Source organism: Solirubrobacter ginsenosidimutans (genome assembly GCF_027587205.1).
This window is the reverse complement of record NZ_JAPDOD010000051.1, coordinates 42,138-64,484: the sequence shown is the minus strand read 5'-3', so window position 1 is coordinate 64,484 and position 22,347 is coordinate 42,138. Positions and strand designations below refer to the sequence as shown.

Below are 22,347 nucleotides of genomic sequence, written 5' to 3'. Positions count from 1 at the left end.
CCCGCGCCGGGCCCAGCCCGGCGCCCGCGCCCTGGCCCGCGCCGCGCCGAGGCCCGCGCCACGCCGCGCGCCGCCCCGGCTCTCAAGCTCGGCGCAGGACCCGTTGCACCACAAGGTGTCAGTGCGCGAACGCCGAAGGGACTGAGCGATGGCCGTCGTCGACGTTGGAACCCACGCGCCCGCTTTCGCCGAGCCGTTCGAGCATCTCGTGCTCGACTTCCTCGCGTACCTCGAGTTCGAGCGCGGTCTCTCGCGCAACACCCTTGAGGCGTATCGCTCCGATCTCCTGCAGTACGGCGCGTATCTGCACGGCCGGGACGCGCTCGCCGTGACGCACTCCGACCTCGCGGGCTTCGTCACGTCGCTCGCCACGGGTGACGGGGAGAAACCGGCGGTCGCGCCCGCGACGCTGCAGCGCAAGGTCGCGTGCCTGCGGTCGTTCTACCGGCACCTGCGCCGCCAGGGGATCCTCGAGGACGACCCGACCGCGAACCTGCGCGCGCCCAAGCAGAGCCGGCGCCTGCCGCAGGTGCTCTCGCGCGACGAGGTGGCCAAGCTGCTCGAGCAGCCGCGCGGCACCGAGCCTCCCGCACTCCGCGACCGCGCGCTGCTCGAGCTGATGTACGCCTGCGGCCTGCGGGCGTCGGAGGCGATCGACCTGGAGACGCAGGACCTCGATCTCGAGGCCGGCATCCTCCGTGCCCGCGGCAAGGGCTCCAAGGAGCGTCTCGTTCCTGTCGGCTCGGCCGCGACCCGCGCGGTCAACGTCTACATGAGCCGCGGGCGCCCGAAGCTCGTGGGCGACCGTCTCGAGTCGCGGCTGTTCGTCAACCACCGCGGCAGCGGCTTGACCCGCCAAGGCCTCTACAAGATCGTCCAGCGCCACGCCGAGACCGCGGGGCTCGCCGACCGCATGAGCCCGCACACGCTGCGCCACACGTTCGCGACACACCTGCTGGCCGGGGGCTGCGACCTGCGCTCGCTGCAGGAGATGCTCGGCCACGCCGACATCGCGACCACCCAGCTCTACACGCACCTGTCGGCAGACCGGCTGCGCGACGTCTACTTCGACGCCCACCCCCGCGCCAAGGTGCGCTGATCGCTGAACGCGGCTGCCACAATCGGCAGCCGTGAAGCGAGCCTTCGTCATCGTCATCGACGCCTGCGGTGCGGGCGAGCTGCCTGACTCGGCCGACTACGGCGACGCGGGCGCGAACACCCTCGCGCACGTCGCCGAGGCTGCAGGCGGTCTCGATCTGCCGGTCCTGCAGGGCCTCGGACTCGGCGACATCATGCCGCTGGCCGGCGTGTCGCCCTCACCGGACCGCGTGGTTCACGGGCGCCTGCATCCGCTCGGCCCGGGAAAGGACACCATCACCGGGCACTGGGAGCTGATGGGCGTCGTCACGCCGGTGCCGCTGCGCACCTATCCGGACGGATTCCCCGAGGAGATCCTCGAGCAGTTGCACGATGCGACGGGCCGCGGCGTGCTCTGCAACCGGCCCTACAGCGGCACCGCGGTGATCGACGACTTCGGCGCGCAGCATCTGGCGACCGGCGATCTGATCGTCTACACGTCGGCGGACTCGGTGCTGCAGATCGCGGCGCACGTGGACGAGGTGCCGCCGGCGGAGCTCTACGCGGCGTGCGCCGCCGCCCGCGAGATCATGTCGGGCGAGCACGCCGTCGGGCGCGTCATCGCGCGACCGTTCCGTGGTACGCCGGGCGCGTTCGAGCGCACGGACGGGCGCAAGGACCTCGCGCTGCCGCCGCCCGGGCGCTCCTACATGGACGAGCTGCAGGCTCTCGGTGTGCCGGTGCACACCGTGGGCAAGATCGGGCAGGTGTTCGACGGCGTCGGCGTCGACGTGCAGCACAAGGGCGCGACGAACGCCGCGGCGCTGAAGGCCACGTCGGAGCTGATCGACTCGCTCGACGGCGGGTTCGTCTTCACGAACCTCGTGGAAACCGATCAGGTGTACGGCCATCGCAACGACGTCCCCGGCTATCACGGTGCGCTGAAGGCGATCGATGCCGAGGTGGGGGAGTGGCTCGGGCGGCTGGATCCCGCGCGCGACCTGCTGGTGATCACGGCCGATCACGGGTGCGATCCGACGCTCCCGGGCACCGATCACACCCGCGAGCACGTGCCGCTCCTGGCCCGCTTCGAAGGCCACGACGGCAGGCGCCACGACGGACCGTTCGCCGACGTCGGGGCGTCCGTCCTGCGGTGGCTCACCGACCGCGAGGCGCCCCTTCCCGGGACGCCGTTTCTCTAACACACAAGTTTTGCGTTTGTCCAGGTGTAGATCGACGCGCCTCGCGGGAATCCACTCACTGTGCCCTCACTGGTTGCCATAACCCGCTGGACCACGTTGGCCGCCGCCACCGCCGTCATCGCCGGCTGTGGTGACAGCGCGAGCTCGGCGCCCGCGCCCAAGGCGAAGACGGCCGCGAAGACCGACGCCAAGCCCACCGCCGCGCCGGGGAAGAAGAAGCCGCCGACCGACACCGAGCAGCTCGACACGCTGCTCGCCGATCGCGGAGCCGCGCTCGCGCAGGGCGACCGGGCCGACTTCCTGGCCACCTCCACCGGCGCGCAATCCACCAAGGACAAGCGTCAGATCGTGGCCGCGAAGGCGCTACCGCTGACGTCGGTCCGTCTGGAGGCGAAGGGCACCGAGGTCAGCGGCACCCGCGCGACGCTGCGCGTGGAGATGTCCTACTCCTTCGACAAGATCGACACCTTCTACTACAAGACCTCGCGGATGACGGCACAGAAGACGCCGGAGGGCTGGAGGGTCTCCAACGATCGGCCGTCGGCGGGGGCGCTGGCGCCCTGGGAGTACAAGACCTACAAGGCCCGGACGAGCACGCACTTCCTCGCCCTGGCGCCGAAGAGCATGAAGGTCGGCAGCCTGATGACCGACCTCGAAAAGGGCTACGACCGCATGAAGCGCGGCCTCCCCGGCGTCAAGGCGCCCAAGCGGGTCCTGGTGATCGTCGCCCGCACGAGTGCCGACACGAAGGCGCTCACCAAGGATCTCAAGACGCTCAACTCGCTCACGGCGGTGGCGGAGAACCAGTACTCGACGACCGGTGCGGCGAAGCGCGTCGACCACACCTGGGGTCAGCGGGTGTTCGTGCTCTGGCCCACCTACGGCAACCGGAGCGCCGACGAGCGCCGCACCGTGATCACCCACGAGCTGGTCCACACCGCGCTCGCCGGTCGCACCTCCGCTCGGACCCCGCCGTGGCTCAGCGAGGGCATCGCGATGTACGTCTCAGGCGACGACCGTGCGGGTGACGCCGGCGCGCTGATCAGCGGCCGCGGCGTGCTCAAGGACGCCTCCAAGCAAGCCGCGGTCAAGAAGGCGATGTCACTGGCCCGCCTCTCGAGGCCGTCCGCGCTGAGCAACATGTCGCCGGTCTCACTGAGCTTCGCGTACTCGTACTCCTCCGCGGCGGCGTTTGCGATCGCGCAGAAGCACGGTCGCAAGGGTCTGATGAAGCTGCTCAGCGCGTACAACAGCGAGAAGGTCAAGGGCTCGGGCAGCAAGCTGACCGACCGGGCGCTGCGCCGCGCACTGCACACGTCGCTGTCGGCCCTGAAGGCCGACGTCGACGCGTACGCCTCATCGCATTCGAAGTTCTAGCGCCGCAAGTCGCCTGGGACGCGCCGGGCTCGGGCGAAGGCGCCCGGCGGGCGAGCTAGCCTCCTCGGGCGATGCCCGAGCTACCTGAAGTCGAGACGATCCGCGGCCATCTCGCGCCTCACGTCGAAGGACGGACGCTTGAGGCCGTGGAGATCCTCGATTCGCGCTGGTGCCGCCCGCTCGCTCCGGCCGAGCTGACCGCCGCGATCGAGGGTCGCGTCGTCGAGAAGCTCGCCCGCCGGGGCAAGTACCTCGTCTGGGAGCTCTCCGACGACGTGTACCTGCTCATGCACCTGCGCATGACCGGCACGCTCCTGCTCGACCCGTCACCGCCGCCGCGGCACATGCGCGTGCGCATCGACCTCGGCGACCACGTGCTCGTGTTCGACGACCCACGGCGGTTCGGTACGGGCGAGCTCGCGCTCGGCCCGGAGGCCCTGGACGCGTTCTTCGACGCCCGCCTCGGCGTCGAGCCGCTCGAACGTGACTTCACCGGCGAGCATCTCTACTCGCTCGCCCAGACCTCGCGCGCGCCGATCAAGGCGTTTCTGCTCGACCAGAAGCGCGTCGCCGGCGTCGGCAACATCTATGCCGACGAGGCGCTGTTCCGCGCCCGCGTGCACCCGCTACGCCCTGCTAACCGGCTCAACCGCGCCCAGGCCGCGGCCATTCGCGACGGCGTCGTCGAGTCACTCATGCTCGGCCTGGAGGCCAAGGGCGCGACCATCGACGACTTCCGCGACCCCTACGGCGTCAGCGGGAGCTTCCAGGACCAGTTCCTGATCCACCTGCGCGAGGGCGAGCCCTGCGTCAACTGCTCCAACACCGTGCGCAAGCTCCGCGTCGCCGGACGCGGGACCTACGTCTGCGAGCGCTGTCAGCCGCGCCCGCGCCCATCTCGCCGGCGCACCTGAGCCAACCGCGCCGACGCGTCTCCCAACCTGGGCGCCGCCTCCTCGGCGGCGCCGGCTATGCCGCGGCCGCGTACTCCTTCAGGCCGCCAGAACGATCGAACGCCACGAGCTCCTGGTAGCCGCCGATGCTCTTGCCATCGATTACGACCTGGGGGAACGTCATCATCCCCGTAAGACGCACGAGCTCCGCGCGACCCTCGGGGTCCTTGGCGAGGTTGATTTCCTCGTAGGCGACCCCGCGCTTGGCGAGGAGGGCCTTGGCAACGCGGCAATAGCCGCAGGGCTCGGTCGTGTAGACGGTGATCTGGCTCATGACTTCAGAAAGGATAGTGCGATATCCGGATCGGTAAAGACCGAAGGCATCGTCCTGCGGTCCATCCGGTACGGGGAAGCGGACCGGATCCTCCACTTGTACACCCCGACGCGGGGTCGGTTGAGCGCGATCGCCAAGGGCGTGCGCAAGGCCAAATCGCGCTTCGGCGGACGCCTCGAGCCGTTCTTCCGGCTCGACCTGGTGCTCTATGAGGGCCGCAGCGACATGCTGACGGTGACCTCGGTCGAGACCGTCGCCGCCCACCCGCGCCTGCGTGAGCACGGCGGGTCCCTCGACGGCGCGGCCCGCGCCTGCGAGGCCGTCGCCCGCATCTTCGACGACGGCGAGCCGCACGCCGGCGTGTACCACCTGCTCGCGAACGAGCTCGCCCTGCTCGACCGCGCCCCCGACCGCGCCGGCCGCCCCAACGCCCTGGCCTTCCGCCTCAAGCTCCTGCTCGCCGCCGGCTTCGCGCCCCAGCTCGCAGGCTGCGCCTCGTGCGGCGAGCGTGAGCACCTCGTCGGCTTCTCCGGCGCGGCGGGCGGCGTGGTCTGCGGCGCGTGCGAGGCCAATGCCTTCCCGCTCGACGAGGAGGCGCACGGGTTCATGGTCGCCGCCCTCGGGCGCTCACTGGCCGACACGCCCGACGCATCCCCTCGCGCTCTGGCCCAGGCCGAGCGCGCGATCACCGACACGCTCGAGCACCACGCCCACCTGCGCCTGCGCCCCGTCGGCTCGCGCTGAAGGGGGTGGGTCGACTTTGTCACCTCCCAGGTGACAAAGTCGACGGACCCCCCGGTACCGGAGGAGCGGTTTTCCAGCATCTGCGAATCCAGCCCGAGAGCGACACGTTTGTCCGTGGCTGGCATATAGGCTGCGAGCCGATGAGTCGGTTCTTCTTCGCGTCCGCCCTGCTGGCCACGGGGGCGGTCGCCGCCGTTCCCGCGCCCGCCTCCGCCGCGATCCGTTCGTTCCGGTCGCCCACCGGGAATCTCGGCTGCATGTTCTATTCCGACCCCGACGTCGAGCCGCAGGTCCGTTGCGAGTGGAAGGGCGGCAACGATCGCGCCGTTGTGGTCGACGAGACCCGCAAGGCCAAACGGATCAAGATCACGGACACCGTGCTCGATTCGAAGGCCAAGGTGCTCAAGTACGGCAAGCGCACGAAGTTCGGTCGTCTGACCTGCACGTCGCGCACCTCCGGCATCACCTGCAAGAGCGCCAAATCCGGCCACGGCTTCGTGGTCTCCGTCGAGAAACAGCAGGTGTTCTGAGCCATGGCTGACGAGAAGTGGGTCTACGACTTCGCCGAGGGTTCGAAGGACATGCGGGATCTGCTCGGCGGCAAGGGCGCGAACGTCGCGGAGATGACGCGCGTGCTCGGCGCCGACCGCGTCCCGGCCGGCTTCACGATCACGACCGAGGCCTGCGTCGCCTACATGAACGCCGGCCAGCACGAACCGGAGGACATGGCGGACCAGGTCGCCGAGGCGCTCGAGCGCCTGCAGGAGCACACGGGCAAACTGCTCGGCGACGACGCGGACCCGCTGCTGGTCTCGGTTCGCTCCGGTGCTCGCGAGTCGATGCCCGGAATGCTCGACACCGTCCTCAACCTCGGCCTCAACGACACCTCGGTCGAAGGCCTCGCGAAGGCCACCGAGAACGAGCGCTTCGCCTGGGACTCCTACCGGCGCTTCGTCCAGATGTTCGGCAACGTCAGCCGGGGCATCGACGGCGAGGCCTTCGAAAAGGAGATCTCGAACATCAAGAGCGACGCCGGAGTCGAGGAAGACACCGACCTCGACGTCGCCGCGCTGAAGACCCTGACCGATCGCTTCAAGGCCCTGTACGAGAAGCACACCGGCGAGAAGTTCCCGCAGGATCCGAAGGAGCAACTGCGCCTGGCGATCCGCGCGGTCTTCGATTCCTGGACCGGCGACCGCGCAGAGGCCTACCGCCGGATCAACCACATCCCGGACGACTGGGGCACCGCGGTCAACGTGCAGCAGATGGTGTTCGGCAACAAGGGGGACACCTCGGGGTCCGGCGTCGCGTTCAGCCGCGACGAGGTGACCGGCGCACCCGAGCCCAGCGGCGACTTCCTGCCCAACGCGCAGGGCGAGGACGTCGTCTCCGGCGCTCGCACGCCACGCGACATCCGCGAGATGAAGGAGTGGCTGCCGGACGCCCACGCGCAGCTGATGGACATCCTGCGCACGCTCGAGAAGCACTACGGCGACATGCAGGACACCGAGTTCACGGTGGAGGAGGGGCAGCTGTACATGCTCCAGACGCGCAACGCCAAGCGGCCGGCGCAGGCCGCGGTGCGCTTTGCGCGCGACGCCGTCGACGAGGAACTGCTGGATCGCGAGCAGGCGCTGATGACGATCGACGCCGAGATGCTCACGGCGCTGCTCGTCCAGACCTTCGATCCCAACGCCGACTACGAGGTGATCTCCAAGGGCGTTCCCGCCGCGCCGGGCGGCGCCAAGGGCGAGGTCGTCTTCACAGCCGCGGAGGCCGTCGAGGCCGCCGCCGAGAACCCGCCGCGGGCCGTCGTGCTCGTCCGGCCGGACACCAACGCGAACGACGTCGCCGGCTTCCACGCCGCCAAGGGCATCCTCACCAGCCTCGGAGGCAAGGCCAGCCACGCGGCGCTCGTCGCCCGCGGCATGGGCGTCCCGTGCGTCACGGCCGCCTCGGGGTTGAAGATCAACCTCGAGGAGCGGGTCATCCGGGTCGGCGACCACGTGATCAAGGCCGGAGATTTCATCGCCATCAACGGCACGACCGGCGAGATCACGCTCGACGACATCCCGCTCGTCGACCCGACCGAGGATCCGGCCTTCGACGAGATCCTCGAGGCGTTCGAGACCGTGCTCGGCTGGGCCGACGACATCCGCCGGTTGGGCATTCGCGCCAATGCCGACACGCCGCACGACGCGGACAAGGCGCGCGAGCTGGGCGCCGAGGGCATCGGCCTGTGCCGCACCGAGCACATGTTCATGGCCGAGGACCGGCAGCCGAAGATGCGGACGATGATCATGGCCGACACCCGCGACTCGCGCCGCGACGCGCTGGCCGAGCTGTTGCCCTTGCAGCAGGAGGATTTCGAAGGCCTGTTCGAGGCGATGAAAGGCCTGCCGGTCACGATCCGGCTGCTCGACCCGCCGCTGCACGAGTTTCTGCCTGACCTGCCGGACCTGGCGGCGCAGGTCGAGCGTGCGCGGATCGAGCTCACGGACGACCTGGAGACGCTCGAGAAGCTGCTGGTGACGACCGAGCGCATCTCCGAGGAGAACCCGATGCTCGGCACGCGCGGCTGCCGGCTCGGGATCCTCTACCCCGAGATCTACGAGATGCAGGTTCACGCGATCTTCCGGGCGGCGAAGGCGATGGATGAGCCGCCGCACCCCGAGATCATGATCCCGCTCGTCGACTACGAGCAGGAGCTGGAGATCATGCGCGAGCTGGTGGTCCGGATCGGCGAGGAGGAAGGGCTGCACGAGGTAGAGGACTACACCGTCGGGACCATGATCGAGCTCCCCCGCGCGTGTTTTGTTGCAGATCGGATCGCAAAATTTGCAGACTTCTTCTCTTTCGGCACAAATGACCTGACCCAGACGGCGCTGGGGTTCTCCCGCGACGACGTCGAGTCGAAGTTCGTGCCCGCCTACATGGAGCGCAAGATCATCGACCGCTCGCCGTTCGAGACGATCGACAAGCCCGGGGTCGGCTGGCTCGTGCGGCTCGCCGCGTGGGTCGGACGCGAGTCACGACCGGATCTGAAGCTCGGGATCTGCGGCGAGCACGGGGGAGACCCGGACTCGATCGAGTTCTTCCACATGGCGGGGCTCGACTATGTGTCCTGCTCGCCCTTCCGGGTGCCGATCGCGCGGGTCGCGGCGGCACAGGCGGCGATCATCCACGCCCACGACCGCTCCTGGGCGGACGCCTGAGGACTTTGCACCAACTTTGCAAATTCTGCTGGTCGCGTCGGTGCGGCCAGTCAGAATGGGAGGGGTGACCGCACCGCCCGACACCACGAGCGCTTTCGCCGCCGCCCAGCAGGCGCGAGAGGCCGCGTGGCTGTCCCCGCTGGCGATGCCGTCCTACCCCGCGCGCCGGGCAAGCGAGGAGGTCGACAGCGGCGTGCGGACGCCCTTCCAGCGCGACCGCGACCGGATCGTTCACTGCAAGGCCTTCCGCCGGCTCAAGCACAAGACGCAGGTGTTCGTCGCGCCCGAGGGCGACCACTACCGCACCCGTCTGACCCACACGCTCGAGGTCACGGGGATCAGCCGCACGGTCGCCCGGGCATTGCGGCTCAACGAGGACCTGACGGAGGCGATCGGGCTCGGGCACGATGTCGGGCACCCGCCGTTCGGCCACATCGGCGAAGACGTCCTGGACCGCGCGGGACGCGAGCGCTTCGGGCGCCATTTCCGCCACAACGAGCATTCGCTGCGCGTCGTGGACGTCCTGGAGCGCCTCAATCTCACCGAGCCGGTGAGGGACGGCATCCTGCGCCACTCCTCCGGCGCCGGCGAGCCGGCGACGCTGGAGGGCAAGATCGTCCGGCTGGTGGACCGGATCGCCTACATCAACCACGACATCGACGACGCCGTTCGCGCGGGCGTGCTGCATCCGGGTGACCTGCCGGTGGACGAGATCGCGATCCTCGGGCCCACGGGTCCCGCGCGGATCGACACGCTCGTCAACGACCTCGTCGAGCACTCCGAGCAGGCGGGGGACATCGCGCAGGGCAAGAGCGTCGGTCGCGCGATGTACGCGCTGCGCTCGTTCATGTTCGAACGCGTCTATCTCGGGCCGCGGGCACGGGCCGAGCACGCGAAGATCGAGCGGGTGCTGCGCGGGCTGTTCGAGTGGTACTGCACGCACCCGGAGGACCTGCCCGAGCCGGTTCCGGGGGCGGACGAGGCCGATCGGGTCATCGACTACCTGGCCGGGATGACCGATCGGTTCGCGATCCGTGCCTGGACGGTGCGGTTCGTCCCGCAGGGATTGGCGCTCTGATGCCGCGCTACACCGACGAGTCGCGCGAGCGCGTCCGGGACGCGGTCAACTTCGAGGAGCTCGTGGGCGCGCGAACCGAGCTCAAGCGGGCCGGGGTCGGGCGCCTCCAGGGCCTCTGTCCCTTCCACGAGGAGCGCACTCCCTCATTCGGGATCGATCCGACCGAGAAGGTCTACCACTGCTTCGGTTGCGGGGCGGGCGGGGACGTGTTCCGGTTCGTGATGGACACCGAAGGGCTCACCTTCGGCGAAGCGCTCGAGACGCTGGCCGAGCGCTATCGCGTGACGTTGGAGCGTGAGACCGAGGACCCGCATGACGCCGCTCGACGAGAGCGACGGGAACGGCTCTACGCGCTGCTCGAGCGCACGGCCGCGTATTACGTGCGGGTGCTGTGGGAGGCGCCTGAGGCGGCGAGCGCGCGCGAGTACCTGGAGCGCCGCGGGCTGCGTGAAGACGTGCTGCGGGCCTATCGCGTGGGCTTCGCCCCGGATGCGTACGACCGGGTGCTCCTCGGATCGCAGAAGGCGGGGTTCAGCCAGGAGGAGTTGCTCGCGGCCGGACTGATCCAGCCCAGCCGCGGCCGGGCGGGCGTGATGGACCGTTTCCGCGGGCGGGTGACGTTCCCGCTGACGGACGCGAAGGGCCACGTCCTGGGCTTCGGGGCGCGCGCGATGAAGCCCGACCAGCAGCCGAAGTACCTCAACACGTCCGACGGCGAGATCTTCCATAAGAGCCAGGTGGTCTACGGCCAGGACATGGCGCGCGCCGCGGCCGCGAAGGCGGGGCGGGTGGTGATCGTCGAGGGCTACACCGACGTGATCGCCCTGCATCAGGCGGGCGTGCCCGAGACCGTGGCCCAGATGGGCACGGCGCTGACGGAGCAGCAGGTCGACGCCGTCGCGCGCCTCGCCCCGAAGGCGCTGCTGTGCCAGGACCCCGACAGCGCGGGCCAGGCGTCGGCCAAACGCGGGCTCGACGCGCTCACCGCGCTCATGAAGTCCGACAAGTGGCGCACCCGCTCGGTCGAGTTCAAGATCGTGCGCCTGCCCACCAAGCAGGACCCGGCGGACGTCGTGCAGCATGCCGGGGCGGAGGAGATGGTGCGGCTGCTGCAGACGGCGATGCCGATCGAGCGCTTCGAGGTCGAGCGGGCGCTCGAGCAGGAGGACGCGAGCACGGATGAGGTACTGGCCGAAGCGGTCAGGATCATCGCGCCGCTGAAGGCCAGCGTGCTGCGCGACGACCTGGAGAAGCTCACCGCGGACCGCCTGGGCATCAGCCCGCAGCTTGTGGGCGAAGTGCTGCGAGGGGCGGCGGCCCAGGCGCAGTCGCAGGGCCAGGGAGCGAGCGGCGATGGCCAGTGGCAGGGTCGTCAGAACGGCTGGGGCGACCGTGGCGGCAAGCAGCGCAACGGCGGCGGCCGGTGGGACAACAACGGCCGCGGCGGGCGGGACCGCTTCCGCACACCCGGCGCTCCACCGCCCCCGATCGACCCGCGCGCGGTCCTCGCCCGCCGCGAGCAGAGCGAGGAGGCCTACCTCGCCTACTGCATCGCGCTGCCCGACGAGGGCGAGCGCCGCCTGGCCGAGGTCGACATCGACGACTACTTCTCCTCCGCGACGATCCGCAAGGCGGCCGACTATCTCCGCGAGCACCTTCGCCACCCCGGGAGCAAGCTTCCCACCGGGGATGAGGACCTCGCTCGCCTGGTGGCCAAACTGACGGTCGACGCAAACCGCATCGAGGCCACACCGGCAAAGCTTGAGCTCGAAGCCCTGCAGCTCGACTTGCACCGCCTCGAACGCCACATCTCCAACGCCCGCATCAGCGGGACCACCGGCGTCAGCGCCCTGGCGATGGAGCGCCAGAAGGTGCTCGACGCGATCCGTCACAAGCTCACCTGAGCAGCGCTTTTCCGTCCGGCACACGAACTAGTGTTCGTGTCGTCATGGATCGCGAAACGCTCGCTGACTGGCTCGCCGAAGGGCGCTCGATCGAGTCGATCGCGCGCGAGACGGGCCGCGCCGCGTCGACGGTGGCGTACTGGGTCAACAAGTACGGGCTGCGGTCACAGCACGCCAAGCAGCACGCATCGCGCGGAGGGGTCGAGCGGGAGGATCTCGAAGCTCTGCTGGCCGAGGGCGTCTCGATCCGCGCGATGGCCGAGCGGCTCTGCGTGTCGTACACGACGGTGCGGCACTGGATGGCGAAGTACGAACTGACGACGCCGCGTGGGCGGCGGCTTGCAGAAACGGCCTCTGCACGGGCGAACGGTGCTGAGACGACAGAGGCGAGTTGCCCCGTGCATGGGCACACGCTGTTCGTCCGCCGCGGGGCGGATGGGTTCCGGTGCCGGCTCTGCCGAAGCAGCGCGGTGCACCGCCGCCGGCGCGAGGTCAAGCGGACGTTGGTCGCGGAGGCGGGCGGCGCCTGCGTGCTCTGCGGCTATGACCGCGGGCTGTCCGGACTGCACTTCCACCACGTGGATCCGAAGGAGAAAGCCTTCGCTCTCTCGCGCCAGGGGGTGACCCGATCACTGGCCGCAGCGAGGGCCGAGGCGGCCAAATGTGTGCTGCTCTGCTCCAACTGCCACGCGGAAGTTGAGGCCGGGACTGCGAAATTGCCCGCCGCGTTACTACTATGAGGCGCGGCCGCTTTCGGCGGCCACATTCGGGGGTAGCTCAATCGGCAGAGCATTCGACTGTTAATCGAAGGGTTGTGGGTTCGAGTCCCACCCCCCGAGCTAGGACTGGAGCCGCCCAAACGGGCGGCTTCAGTCGTTTTCGGACCTGCGCCGCACCTCGTCGGCCGGGACCGACCTGTTGGCCAGATGAGCGATCTCGGGGACATCTGTCCGAAGTTCGGCGTTAGTTCGCTCGGTTCACGGGATATGCCCCCCTTGTAAGGAGGCGGGGGTCCAGTGCGTCGGGAGCCGCACACCCGCCTCTGAATCGAGCGGGAGGTACCACATGCGAAAGCAGGCCTTTGCGGCCGCGCTGCTCGTCGCCCTGATCGCCGCGCCCACCAGCGCGAGCGCCCAGGAGTCGCCGCCACCGGCGACGAGCTTCGAGAAGGTCACCCTGGACGACTTCCCGGGTGAGCCGATGAATCTGGCCGTGCTGCCCGACGGGCGGGTGCTGCACACGACCCGCGCGGGCGAGGTGCGGCTGCACAACCCGCGGACCGGGCTCAACACCCTGGCGGGCAAGCTGAACGTCTATCAGCACGACGAGGAGGGCCTGCAGAGCGTTGCGGTCGACCCGAACTTCGAGACCAATCGCTGGGTCTACGCGTACTACTCGCCGCCGCTGAGCACGCCCGTCGACGATCCGAGCACGCCGGTGACCAACGAGGGCGACGCGCCTGAGACCGGCACGGCGGTGGACTTCGCCCCCTTCAAGGGCTATCTCCAGCTGAGCCGGTTCAAGCTGCAGGGAGACACGCTCAAGCTCGACACCGAGGAGAAGATCCTCCAGGTGCCGGTGGACCGGGGCATCTGCTGTCACGTCGGCGGCAACATCGACTTCGACGCCACAGGCAACCTGTTCCTGAGCACCGGCGACGACTCGAACCCGTTCGCGTCCGACGGCTACGCGCCGATCGACGACTCGCCGAACCGCAACCCGGTCTACGACGCCCGCCGCAGCGCGGGCAACACGAACGATCTGCGCGGCAAGCTGCTGCGGATCCATCCGAAGGACGGCGGCGGGTACACGATCCCGCTCGGGAACCTCTTCCCGCAGGGGACGGCCAGCACCAAGCCCGAGATCTACGCGATGGGCCTGCGCAACCCGTTCCGTTTCGCGGTGAACCGCAAGAACGGCGACGTCTACCTCGGCGACTACTCGCCGGACGCGGGCGTGGCGAATCCACAAAGAGGCCCCGCCGGCCAGGGCCGCTGGATGCTGATCAAGCGACCCGCCAACTACGGCTGGCCGTTCTGCGCCACGCCGGACATGCCGTACGTCGACTACGACTTCGCCACCAAGACCTCCGGCGAGCAGTTCAACTGCAACGCGCCGACGAACGACTCGCCCTACAACACCGGCCTGAAGAAGCTGCCCGCGGTGGCCCAGCCCGACGTCTGGTACTCCTATGACACGTCGCCGCTGTTCCCCGAGCTCGGGCCGGCGAACACGCCCGGCGGCATCGCCCCGATGGGCGGGCCGGCCTATGACCCGACGCCCGGCAACAGCTCGCCCTTCCGGTTCCCGAACTACTTCAAGGGCACGCCGCTCTTCTACGAGTGGTCGCGCGACTACATCAAGGAGTTCCGGCTCAACGGCCGCAGGCTCGCCGAGATCCGCCCGTTCGAGACGTTCGTCGACAACCCGATGGACATGGAATACGGCCCGGACGGCGCGCTCTATGTGCTCGAGTACGGCGACGGCTACTTCGCCGAGAACCCGGACGCCCAGCTGGCGAAGATCAACTTCGTCCGCGGCAACCACACGCCGATCCCGAAGGTCGCGGCGGACGTGGTCAGCGGGCGGGCGCCGCTGACCGTGAAGTTCTCCAGCGCGGGCACGAACGACCCCGACGGCGACCCGCTCGCCTACGCGTGGGACTTCGAGGCCGACGGCAAGGTCGACTCGGGCGACGCCAACCCGACCCACGTCTACGCCTCCAACGGCACCTATCGGGCGACGCTGAAGGTCACCGACCGCACCGGGCGCTCCGCGTCGGCCGAGGTCCTAGTCCTCGTGGGCAACGCCCAGCCGAAGGTCGAGCTGACCACGACGCCGCCCGCCGAGGGACCGTTCCAGTTCGGCGACACCGTGACCTACACGGTCAAGGTCATCGACGACACGCCTGTCGACTGCAGCAAGGTCACGGTCGCGTTCGTCCTCGGCCATGAGACCCACGGCCACCCGCAGTCCTCGACCGCGGGCTGCACCGGGTCGATCAAGACGTTCCTCGACGGTGGACACACCGGGGCGGCCAACCTCAGCGCCGTGTTCGTCGCCTCCTACACCGACCCCGGTGAGGGCGGCACGCCCGGCCTGACCGGCAGCGCCCAGGTCCGGATCGTGCCCAGCGCGGGCCCGACCCCGACGCCTACTCCGCCGGCGCCGTAGCCACGCCTGTCGTCGCGGCCCAGCGCTCCAGCTGGGCCGCGGCGGTGGCGGTACCCGGGTTCGCGAACGACCACGCGGCGATCTCCGCCGCCCGCGCCCGCAGCTCCGGCATCCCCAGCGCCCGCCGCACCGCGAGCCGCACGCCCCACGGGGTGCAGAAGCGCGGAGCGAGCCGCACGCCCACACCCGCCCAGTCGACCCGCGCGGCGTTCTCCGCCATATCGCCCCCGGCGGGCACGACGACCACCGGGCAGCCGGACACGAGCGCCCGAGCAAGCGTCCCATGGCCGCCGTGGGTGATCACGAGGTCGCAGCGCGGCATCGTGCGCGCGTAGGACATCCACGGCGCCAGAACGGTGTTCGCGGGTGCGGCCACAGCATCTGACGCGCCGATCGCCACGACCCGCACCGGCTCATCGGCCAAGCCTTCCAAGCACGCCCGCAACAGCGATCCAGAGGGATCCTGCGACGTCGAAGGCGCCACCAGCACCACCGGCTCGTCCCCGGGCACCGGCTCGACCAGCGGCCCGCCCGGCTCCCACAGCAGCGGACCGACGACGCGGCACCACGACGGCCACTCCCGCGGGTACTCGAGCTGCGGCAGCGTCGCGACCATCGTCAGCGAGCGGGAAAGACCCGTGTGCGTCCAGGGCAAGGGCGGCAACCCCAATCGCGCCCGGCAGTCGTTGTACTCCCGTCGTCCCTGGTCCAGCCCGACCGCCACAGCGCGGTCCGTCTGCTTCCAGAGCGCCGCGCCGACCCGCGTCCGCGGCTTGCGGGCGCCGATCGAGAACGGTGGGAAGCCCGGCGGGAGGTCCGGGTGCACGTGCGGGATCACCGTCGCCACCGGCACGCCCTCCAGCTCCGCCGCCAACGCGGGTGCGACCGTCAGGATGTCCGAGACCACCACGTCCGGCTCGAACGAGCGCACGAACGCCTGGGTCACCCGCGCGGCGAGCACGGCGGCCTCGTAGGGCTTCAGCGGCCGTTCGCGGGTGGGGAAGACCTGATACTCCGGCGCGGGGGAGAAGACCACGCCCGCGGCCTCGCAGGGCTCACGCCAGCGCTGCCAGGTCTCGATCGCGACTTCATGCCCGCGGGTGACCAGCTCCGAGCCCAGCGCGATGATCGGGAACGCGTGCCCCGGGTCGCCGAACGCCCCGAGCAGCACCCTCACGCGCCGAGCTCCTTCGCATAGCCGATCATCTCCAGCCCTACCCACGGGTGCCACTCGCGACGGCCGTCGCGTTCCCAGCCCTGCGCTTGGTAGAACTGCTCCGCGGGGGCTCCCAGCGGCGTCCAGAGGCGCTCGCGCTCATAGCCGCGGGAGCGCATCTCGCTCTCGGCGAGCCCCATCATCCGCCCCGCGATGCCCCGCCGCCAGTGCGAAGGGCGCACGAACACGAGCCCGACATGCGCCACGGTCGCCGAGTAGGAGCGAAACGCGACCGAGGTGATCAGCGTGTCGTCATCCCACCCGAGCAGGGCGAACGCATCCGCCTCGAGGTAGCGATCCGCCCACCGCAGCGGCGCGACCGGGACGACCCAGCCGGGGGCCGTCCACTCCAGATAGCTCTCGTCGCACATGCGCGCGAGCTCGGTCAGCGCGCCCATGTTGCCCCGCGTCAGGGGCTGGAGGTTCACTCCGTCAGCTCGGCGACCGCGCGCAGCTGCGCCAGCCGGTCCTCGAACGTCCACGCCATCGGCGAGATCATCAGCGTGCCGACGCCCGCGTCGCGGTAGACCGCGAGTCGCTCACGCACGACGTCCGGCGGCCCGACCAGGCACAGCGTGTCGATCAGCTCGGCCGGGAGCGCGGCGGCCGCCTCGTCCTTGCGGCCCTCCAGGTACAGCTCCTGGACGGTGTCCGCGGCCTCCTCGAAGCCGTACCGTCGCACCAGCGCGTTGTAGAAGTTCTGCTTGCGCGAGCCCATCCCGCCGACGTAGAGGGCGACGTAGTGGCGCATCGCGTCGCGAGCGGAGTCGCGGTCGTCGGACACCATCGCGGTGACCGTCGGGACGATGTCGAAGTCCGCGAAGCCCTTGCCGCCGCCGGCGCGGGCGAAGCCGTCCTCGAGCAGCGGCAGGAACTCGCCGACGTGCTCGGGGGAGAACAGCGTCGGCAGCCAGCCGTCGGCGATCTCCGCCGCCAGGGTCGTGTTCTTCGGCCCGATCGCGGCGATGTAGATCGGGATCCGCTCCTGGACGGGCGAGATCGTCAGCTTCAGCGCCTTGCCCGGGCCGTCGGGCAGCGGCAGCGTGAGCGTCTCGCCGTCGAAGACGACCCGCTCGCGCGCGAGCGCCATGCGCACCACGGCCACGTACTCGCGCGTGCGCTGCAACTGATGAGCGAACCGCTGCCCGTGCCAGCCCTCGGCCACCTGCGGGCCGCTGGTGCCGATCCCGAGCAGCATCCGCCCGTCGGAGAGCTGGTCGAGCGTCGCGGCGGTCATCGCCGTCATCGCCGCCGACCGGCCGGGCATCTGGAAGATCGCCGAGCCGAGCTTGATCGTCGTCGTCGCCTGCGCCAGCCACGCGAGGATCGTCGCGGCGTCGGAGCCGTAGGCCTCCGCGGTCCAGACCGAGTCGTAGCCGAGCCGCTCGGCTTCCAGCACCAGCTCGAGCTGCTGCGCCGCGGTGAGGCCGAGGCCCCAATAGCCGATGTGGACCCCGAGCTTCACTTAGCGCGCCGCGCCGATCCGATCGACGAGCCGCAGCAGGTGCAGCGGCGAGAACGGCTTGGTCAGGAAGAGGTCCGCACCCGCGTCCTGCGCCCCGCGCTCGACCACGTCGCCCGAATCGCCGGTCAGCATCACGATCGTCGCGCCCGCCGTCGCGGGGTCAGAGCGCAGGCGCCGGCACGTCTCGATCCCGTTCAGGCGCGGCATGTCGACGTCGAGGAAGACGATCTCCGGCTTCGTGGTGACCGCGCGTTCGATCGCCTCGACCCCGTCACCCGCCTCCTGCAGGCGATAGCCCGAGATGTCCTCGAGCGTCGTCGCGATCAGTTTGCGGATCATCGGGTCATCGTCGACGATCAGGATCGTCCGGGTCACATCGCCCCCGCTCGGAGCCGCTCGAACTCGGAGTCGGGGATCGCGTCGAACGCTGCGACGACCGCGGGATCGAACTGCGTGCCGGTGACGCGCCGGATCTCCTCGCGGGCGTGCGCCCAGTCCGAGGCCGGACGGTAGGGGCGGTCCGTGGTCAGCGCGTCGAGTGTGTCGGCGACGGAGAACACACGGGCGGCGAGCGGGATCTCCTCGCCGGCGAGCCCGTCCGGATAGCCGGTGCCGTCCCACCGTTCGTGGTGGTGGCGGACGACGAGCTTGCCCTCGCCGAGGAAGTCGACGTCGCGCAGGATCTCTGCGCCGACGACAGGGTGCTGGGCGATCAGCGTGTACTCCTCATCCGTGAGCCGGCTGGTCTTGAACAGGATCGCGTCCGGCACCGCGACCTTGCCGATGTCGTGCAGCAGGAAGCCGAACTCGATCTGCGGCGACTCCTCGAGGGAGATCCCCACGGCGCGGGCGAGTTCCATCCCATAGGCGGTGACGCGCTCGGCATGCTTGCCGGTATACGCATCGCGCGCCTCGACGGCGTTCGAAAGTGCCCGAACGGTCGCGCGATACGAGCGCCGGAGCTCCTGCGCGCGGGCGCGCTCCTGTTTGAAGACCTCTCGGAGGTCGGCGGCGTAGCGCTCCAATTGGCGCTGACGGGATGCTGCTTGTTGCTCCGTGCGTTCGAGCCGTGCCCGAAGCAGGGGAACAGTCTCCTCACCGGTTCCGGCGCTCATTTCCTCACCATCGGTGCCCGCCAACGCTCGAACTAGCCTACTGAGCACTCCAACGCAGCGCGCTGCGGGATCTTGCTGTGATTGACAGGGTCCTACGCTTTCGCGCGAATGCGCACGCTTTGGGCCGCTTTTGCGATCGTTCTTGCAGGGTTGATCGGGCTCCTCGTGCTGGAGGACGACACCCCGGCGCCCCGCCCGGCGGCCAAGACCGCGTCGGTCGCCACGATCGCCTCGCGCGTCGAGGTGCTGCGCGGGCTGCGGTTCCGCTCGCGCCCGGTCCCGCAGTCCGTTTCCCCCGCACAGGCGCGCCGCGAGGGCCTCGAGGATCTCGATCGCTCCTACCCCGAGGCGCGCCGCCGCGCCGACGAGGAGGTGCTCAAGCTGCTCGGCCTGATCGAGCCGCGCGTCGACCTGCGCGCGATCTCGGCGTCGGTCTTCGGCGAAGGCGTCGCCGGCTACTACGACCCCCGCTCCAAGCGGCTGCGGATCGTCTCCGGGACGACACCCGACGCGCTGAGCGAAATGGTCCTCGCCCACGAGCTGACCCACGCGCTGGAGGATCAGCGCTTCGGGCTCGCGCTGAGCGAGGGGGAGAGCGACGACGCCGCGCTGGCCCGGCTCGCCCTGGTCGAAGGCACCGCGACGCTCGTCATGCAGCAGTACCTGCTGCGCTACATCGGGGCCGAGAAGGCGCTCTCCGGCGCGCTGGCGTCCGCGCTGGAGACCGGGCCGGACCTCCCGAAGTTCCTCCAGGATCAGCTGCTCTGGCCCTACGTCGGTGGCATGCAGTTCGCGCAGGCGCTGCGCCAGCAGGGCGCCGGGACCTGGAAGCTGGTCGATCTCGCCGACCGCGTGCGGGTGCCCGACAGCACTGAGCAGGTCATGCACCCCGAGAAGTGGGTGGCGGTGGAAACGCCCCTGCCGGTGCGCCTGGCGGTGCCGCTGCACGACGATTGGCGTCGGACGCTGAGCGGGACGTGGGGCGAGTGGCAGACGAACGAGCTGCTCGGAGGGAACGCCGAGGCGGCGGCCGCCGGGTGGGGAGGGGATCGCTACGAGCTCTGGCAGAAGGGCGCGGCGAGCTGCGGCTCACCGCCGCCGTGCCGCGCCGCCGACGTCCTCGTCATGCGCTGGCGGTGGGACACTCCGCGTGACGCGCGCGAGTTCGAGACCGCGCTGCGCGCCGCGCCGGTGGCGCGTGTCGACGGTGCCACCGTGGAAGCCCACGGCGACACCGTCACGCTCGTGCTCGCGCCCACCCCGGCGCTCGCGCGAAGAGTTGCGGCGAGCGCCTAGCGCCAGTGCCCGCGACCAGGCCCGCCGGGCCCGGGGCCGCCCTTGGGGCGGGTGTTGTTGATGATGTCGTCGAGGCGCTTGTCGGCGTCGGCGAGGATCTTGGTGCGCTGATCGGCGGTCAGCTTCTTGTCCGTGACCGCCTGATCGAGCTGCTTGGTCAGCGCGTCCTTCATCGCCGCCTTGAGGCCGGCGACGTCCTTGTTCTGCGCCTTCGCGACATCCGCAAGGGACTTGCCGCTCTCGAGCTGCGTGTGCAGCGCGTCCTCGGTCAGCCCGAGGTATGCGGCCGCGCCGTCGAGGCCGCCGAACCCGAACCCGCGCCCGCCGAAGTGACCGCCAGGGCCACCCGGGCCGCCGGGGCCACCGGGTCCGCCGAAGCCGAGCCCGCCGCCGAGCCCGCCGACGTCGCCGCTCTCGATCCGCTTCTTGGCCGCGTCGCCCTGGTCCTTGGTGAGCGTGCCGGCGGTGACCGCAGCGTCGATCCGGGCCTCGGCCGCGCCCTTGACCGCGGCGTCGAGCTGGTCGCGTGTGACGTTCAGCCGCTTGGCGACGTCGTCGAGAAACGCCTTCTGCTCGGCGGCACGGTCAGCCGGCTTCGCCGTCTTGGAAATCGTGCCAGAGGTTCCGGCGGCGTACGCGCCACCGCCTCCCGCAAGGACCGCGAGACCGACGGCACCTGCCGCGAACTTACGCTTGGCGGAGTTGGACATGAGAGCCAGTCAACCGCCGTCGCGTCAGAGAAGCGTAAGAACACGGTTAGCCTTGTGCCGTTCAATCGGGCCAGTAGCTCAGCGGTTAGAGCAGCGGACTCATAATCCGACGCGCGGAGGTTCGATCCCTCCCTGGCCCATCGCACAATCCGCGCAGTAGAGCCAAAACACGCCACGGGGTCCTACCCCTCCGAAGACGTCTACTCGCTACCGCACTCTCTAGAGGTCCTTTGAGCGGCCCTTGAGGCCGCGTCAAGTACATGACCGGGCACACGCAGGTTCGGGGCAAACCACGCCGCTACTACGCCCGCCGGACCGAAGGGCGTCTTCGGCGCCAGCGACCGGTGGCCGTTCTTCGACACCATCACCGAGAAGGTCGACCAGGCATCCGATCACGCTGCGATCGGGGCCGACATCGACCTGCCTTGACCCGGCACGTGCGGCGTCGTCGCGCCGCGTCGACCTCAGGGCCGACTGGGCGGCGTTGGAGCGTTTCGCGGACGCCGGACTCCGCGGCGGACCAATCGGTCCTTCACCGCGTGGCCACGCGGTTGACGCTGATCCAGGAGGCGGCAGGACCGTTCGGCGTCGCGAGTCCCTACGGACGAATGCGGATGATCGTCTTCCCCTTGGTCCGCTCGGTCGGGTTGAAGGCGGCGACGGCATCGTCGAGGGTCGCGACGGTGCCGATGTTCGTCCGCAGTCGTCCGTCCCGGACCCGCTGGACGATCTCACCCAGTTGGGCACGATCGGCCTCGACGACGAAGTCGATCGCCAAGCCGTCCGCGGGCCGCGCCTCGGGCGGTCCGGCGATGGTCACCAGCGTTCCTCCGGCGCGAACCAGGCATGCGGATCGCTTCTGGATGTCGCCGCCGATGACGTCGAAGACGAGATCGACTCCGCCGACGTCTTCCAGCGCGTCGTTCTCGAGGTCGACGAACTCCTGCGCGCCGAAGTCGAGCGCCTTCTGACGGTCCCCAGCGCGCCCCGTAGCGATGACATATGCGCCGGCCTCGCGTGCGAGCTGCGTCACCATCGTCCCGACTGCGCCGGCGGCGCCGTGCGCGAGGACGCTCTGTCCCGCCCGAAGGCGGCCGTGCTCGAACAGCCCTTGCCACGCTGTGAGGCCCGAGATCGGCAGGCTCGCGCCGACCGTGAAGTCGACGTCGCCCGGCAGCGGCGCGAGGTTGCGTGCCTCGACGGCCACGTGCTCGGCCAGGGTGCCGTCGCGATGCCACTCCGCGAGGCCGAACACCCGCTGTCCCACCGAAAGCCCCGTCGTGCCATAGCCGAGAGCGGTGACCACTCCGGCCAGCTCGTGCCCCGGGATCGACGGTGCGCGGTCGCGGTCGAGGCGATCGGTCCAGGTCGAGGGCCACGCCAGTTCAGTGGGGACGAATCCCGACGCATGAACCTCAACGACGACGTCGTTGATCGCGGCCTGCGGCTCGGGCCGCTCCACCAGCGTCATCCCGGCCGTGCCCGCAGCCTGATCCGTCACCACGATCGCCTTCATAGGAATTGTCTCCTCGGTCATTGGTCTCGTT

The 22,347-nt window shown here is 70.0% G+C and carries 20 protein-coding genes and 2 tRNA genes; 14 read left to right on the top strand and 8 right to left on the bottom strand.

Features of this window, described 5'->3' with window-relative positions:
* Positions 1–148 precede the first annotated feature (148 nt).
* The 4 genes from xerD to mutM all read left to right on the top strand — a co-directional run bounded on the left by xerD (position 149) and on the right by mutM (position 4,570).
* Complete coding sequence (xerD, locus tag OM076_RS36060; RefSeq protein WP_270045021.1) at positions 149–1,099, top strand: site-specific tyrosine recombinase XerD; 951 nt, start codon at positions 149–151, stop codon at positions 1,097–1,099.
* Between the two features lie 31 nt (positions 1,100–1,130).
* Positions 1,131–2,279 carry a phosphopentomutase gene (locus OM076_RS36055; protein WP_270045020.1) on the top strand — a complete coding sequence of 383 codons (1,149 nt, stop codon included), beginning with the start codon at positions 1,131–1,133 and terminating at the stop codon, positions 2,277–2,279.
* 96 nt (positions 2,280–2,375) lie between these two features.
* On the top strand, positions 2,376–3,656 hold the full coding sequence (locus OM076_RS36050; RefSeq protein WP_270045019.1) for a hypothetical protein: 1,281 nt from the start codon (positions 2,376–2,378) through the stop codon (positions 3,654–3,656).
* A gap of 71 nt (positions 3,657–3,727) precedes the next feature.
* On the top strand, positions 3,728–4,570 hold the full coding sequence (gene mutM, locus OM076_RS36045) for a bifunctional DNA-formamidopyrimidine glycosylase/DNA-(apurinic or apyrimidinic site) lyase (protein WP_270045018.1): 843 nt from the start codon (positions 3,728–3,730) through the stop codon (positions 4,568–4,570).
* Between the two features lie 55 nt (positions 4,571–4,625).
* Here mutM and OM076_RS36040 read toward each other — a convergent pair whose 3' ends face one another.
* Complete coding sequence (locus OM076_RS36040; RefSeq protein WP_270045017.1) at positions 4,626–4,883, bottom strand: glutaredoxin domain-containing protein; 258 nt, start codon at positions 4,881–4,883, stop codon at positions 4,626–4,628.
* Here OM076_RS36040 and recO point away from each other — a divergent pair.
* From recO to OM076_RS36000, 8 genes are all read left to right on the top strand, one after another.
* Positions 4,842–5,627, top strand: coding sequence for a DNA repair protein RecO (gene recO, locus OM076_RS36035; RefSeq protein ID WP_308214364.1), 786 nt, complete (start codon positions 4,842–4,844; stop codon positions 5,625–5,627). The genes OM076_RS36040 and recO overlap by 42 nt on opposite strands.
* A gap of 140 nt (positions 5,628–5,767) precedes the next feature.
* Complete coding sequence (locus OM076_RS36030) at positions 5,768–6,157, top strand: DUF6636 domain-containing protein (protein WP_270045016.1); 390 nt, start codon at positions 5,768–5,770, stop codon at positions 6,155–6,157.
* 3 nt (positions 6,158–6,160) lie between these two features.
* Complete coding sequence (ppdK, locus tag OM076_RS36025; protein ID WP_270045015.1) at positions 6,161–8,842, top strand: pyruvate, phosphate dikinase; 2,682 nt, start codon at positions 6,161–6,163, stop codon at positions 8,840–8,842.
* A gap of 64 nt (positions 8,843–8,906) precedes the next feature.
* On the top strand, positions 8,907–9,920 hold the full coding sequence (locus OM076_RS36020) for a deoxyguanosinetriphosphate triphosphohydrolase (RefSeq protein WP_270045014.1): 1,014 nt from the start codon (positions 8,907–8,909) through the stop codon (positions 9,918–9,920).
* Positions 9,920–11,824, top strand: a complete 1,905-nt coding sequence (gene dnaG, locus OM076_RS36015; RefSeq protein WP_270045013.1) for a DNA primase — start codon at positions 9,920–9,922, stop codon at positions 11,822–11,824. Before OM076_RS36020 ends, dnaG begins: the two co-directional genes overlap by 1 nt.
* Before the next feature lie 44 nt (positions 11,825–11,868).
* Positions 11,869–12,564, top strand: coding sequence for a helix-turn-helix domain-containing protein (locus OM076_RS36010; protein ID WP_270045012.1), 696 nt, complete (start codon positions 11,869–11,871; stop codon positions 12,562–12,564).
* A 26-nt stretch (positions 12,565–12,590) separates the two neighbouring features.
* Positions 12,591–12,663, top strand: a tRNA-Asn gene (locus OM076_RS36005).
* A gap of 226 nt (positions 12,664–12,889) precedes the next feature.
* Positions 12,890–14,998 carry a PQQ-dependent sugar dehydrogenase gene (locus OM076_RS36000; protein WP_270045011.1) on the top strand — a complete coding sequence of 703 codons (2,109 nt, stop codon included), beginning with the start codon at positions 12,890–12,892 and terminating at the stop codon, positions 14,996–14,998.
* Here the strand turns inward: OM076_RS36000 and OM076_RS35995 are convergent.
* The 5 genes from OM076_RS35995 to OM076_RS35975 are packed head-to-tail and all read right to left on the bottom strand — an operon-like array spanning position 14,979 to position 18,704.
* A complete protein-coding gene (locus OM076_RS35995) occupies positions 14,979–16,175 on the bottom strand; it encodes a glycosyltransferase (RefSeq protein ID WP_270045010.1) in 1,197 nt (398 codons plus the stop codon). The two genes, OM076_RS36000 and OM076_RS35995, sit on opposite strands and share 20 nt — an antisense overlap.
* On the bottom strand, positions 16,172–16,642 hold the full coding sequence (locus OM076_RS35990) for a GNAT family N-acetyltransferase (protein ID WP_270045009.1): 471 nt from the start codon (positions 16,640–16,642) through the stop codon (positions 16,172–16,174). Before OM076_RS35990 ends, OM076_RS35995 begins: the two co-directional genes overlap by 4 nt.
* On the bottom strand, positions 16,639–17,679 hold the full coding sequence (locus tag OM076_RS35985) for an LLM class F420-dependent oxidoreductase (protein ID WP_270045008.1): 1,041 nt from the start codon (positions 17,677–17,679) through the stop codon (positions 16,639–16,641). The genes OM076_RS35990 and OM076_RS35985 overlap by 4 nt, the downstream gene beginning before the upstream one ends.
* On the bottom strand, positions 17,680–18,054 hold the full coding sequence (locus OM076_RS35980; RefSeq protein WP_270045007.1) for a response regulator: 375 nt from the start codon (positions 18,052–18,054) through the stop codon (positions 17,680–17,682).
* Positions 18,051–18,704 carry an HD-GYP domain-containing protein gene (locus OM076_RS35975; RefSeq protein WP_270045006.1) on the bottom strand — a complete coding sequence of 218 codons (654 nt, stop codon included), beginning with the start codon at positions 18,702–18,704 and terminating at the stop codon, positions 18,051–18,053. Before OM076_RS35975 ends, OM076_RS35980 begins: the two co-directional genes overlap by 4 nt.
* Positions 18,705–18,944: 240 nt before the next feature.
* On the opposite strand from OM076_RS35975, the gene OM076_RS35970 reads away from it, so the two are divergent.
* Positions 18,945–20,090, top strand: a complete 1,146-nt coding sequence (locus OM076_RS35970; protein ID WP_270045005.1) for a hypothetical protein — start codon at positions 18,945–18,947, stop codon at positions 20,088–20,090.
* Here the strand turns inward: OM076_RS35970 and OM076_RS35965 are convergent.
* Positions 20,087–20,800 carry a hypothetical protein gene (locus OM076_RS35965; protein ID WP_270045004.1) on the bottom strand — a complete coding sequence of 238 codons (714 nt, stop codon included), beginning with the start codon at positions 20,798–20,800 and terminating at the stop codon, positions 20,087–20,089. The genes OM076_RS35970 and OM076_RS35965 overlap by 4 nt on opposite strands.
* A 67-nt stretch (positions 20,801–20,867) precedes the next feature.
* On the opposite strand from OM076_RS35965, the gene OM076_RS35960 reads away from it, so the two are divergent.
* Positions 20,868–20,940, top strand: a tRNA-Ile gene (locus tag OM076_RS35960).
* Between the two features lie 458 nt (positions 20,941–21,398).
* Here the strand turns inward: OM076_RS35960 and OM076_RS35955 are convergent.
* A complete protein-coding gene (locus tag OM076_RS35955) occupies positions 21,399–22,316 on the bottom strand; it encodes an NADP-dependent oxidoreductase (protein WP_270045003.1) in 918 nt (305 codons plus the stop codon).
* Between the last annotated feature and the right edge of the window lie 31 nt (positions 22,317–22,347).

Bases quoted from the DNA above. Each gene is read 5' to 3' on its own strand.
- xerD (WP_270045021.1), top strand. From the start codon at position 149: ATGGCCGTCGTCGACGTTGGAACCCACGCGCCCGCTTTCGCCGAGCCG.
- mutM (WP_270045018.1), top strand. From the start codon at position 3,728: ATGCCCGAGCTACCTGAAGTCGAGACGATCCGCGGCCATCTCGCGCCT.
- OM076_RS36040 (WP_270045017.1), bottom strand. From the start codon at position 4,883: ATGAGCCAGATCACCGTCTACACGACCGAGCCCTGCGGCTATTGCCGC.
- OM076_RS36030 (WP_270045016.1), top strand. From the start codon at position 5,768: ATGAGTCGGTTCTTCTTCGCGTCCGCCCTGCTGGCCACGGGGGCGGTC.
- ppdK (WP_270045015.1), top strand. From the start codon at position 6,161: ATGGCTGACGAGAAGTGGGTCTACGACTTCGCCGAGGGTTCGAAGGAC.
- dnaG (WP_270045013.1), top strand. From the start codon at position 9,920: ATGCCGCGCTACACCGACGAGTCGCGCGAGCGCGTCCGGGACGCGGTC.
- OM076_RS36010 (WP_270045012.1), top strand. From the start codon at position 11,869: ATGGATCGCGAAACGCTCGCTGACTGGCTCGCCGAAGGGCGCTCGATC.
- OM076_RS36000 (WP_270045011.1), top strand. From the start codon at position 12,890: ATGCGAAAGCAGGCCTTTGCGGCCGCGCTGCTCGTCGCCCTGATCGCC.
- OM076_RS35965 (WP_270045004.1), bottom strand. From the start codon at position 20,800: ATGTCCAACTCCGCCAAGCGTAAGTTCGCGGCAGGTGCCGTCGGTCTC.
- OM076_RS35955 (WP_270045003.1), bottom strand. From the start codon at position 22,316: ATGAAGGCGATCGTGGTGACGGATCAGGCTGCGGGCACGGCCGGGATG.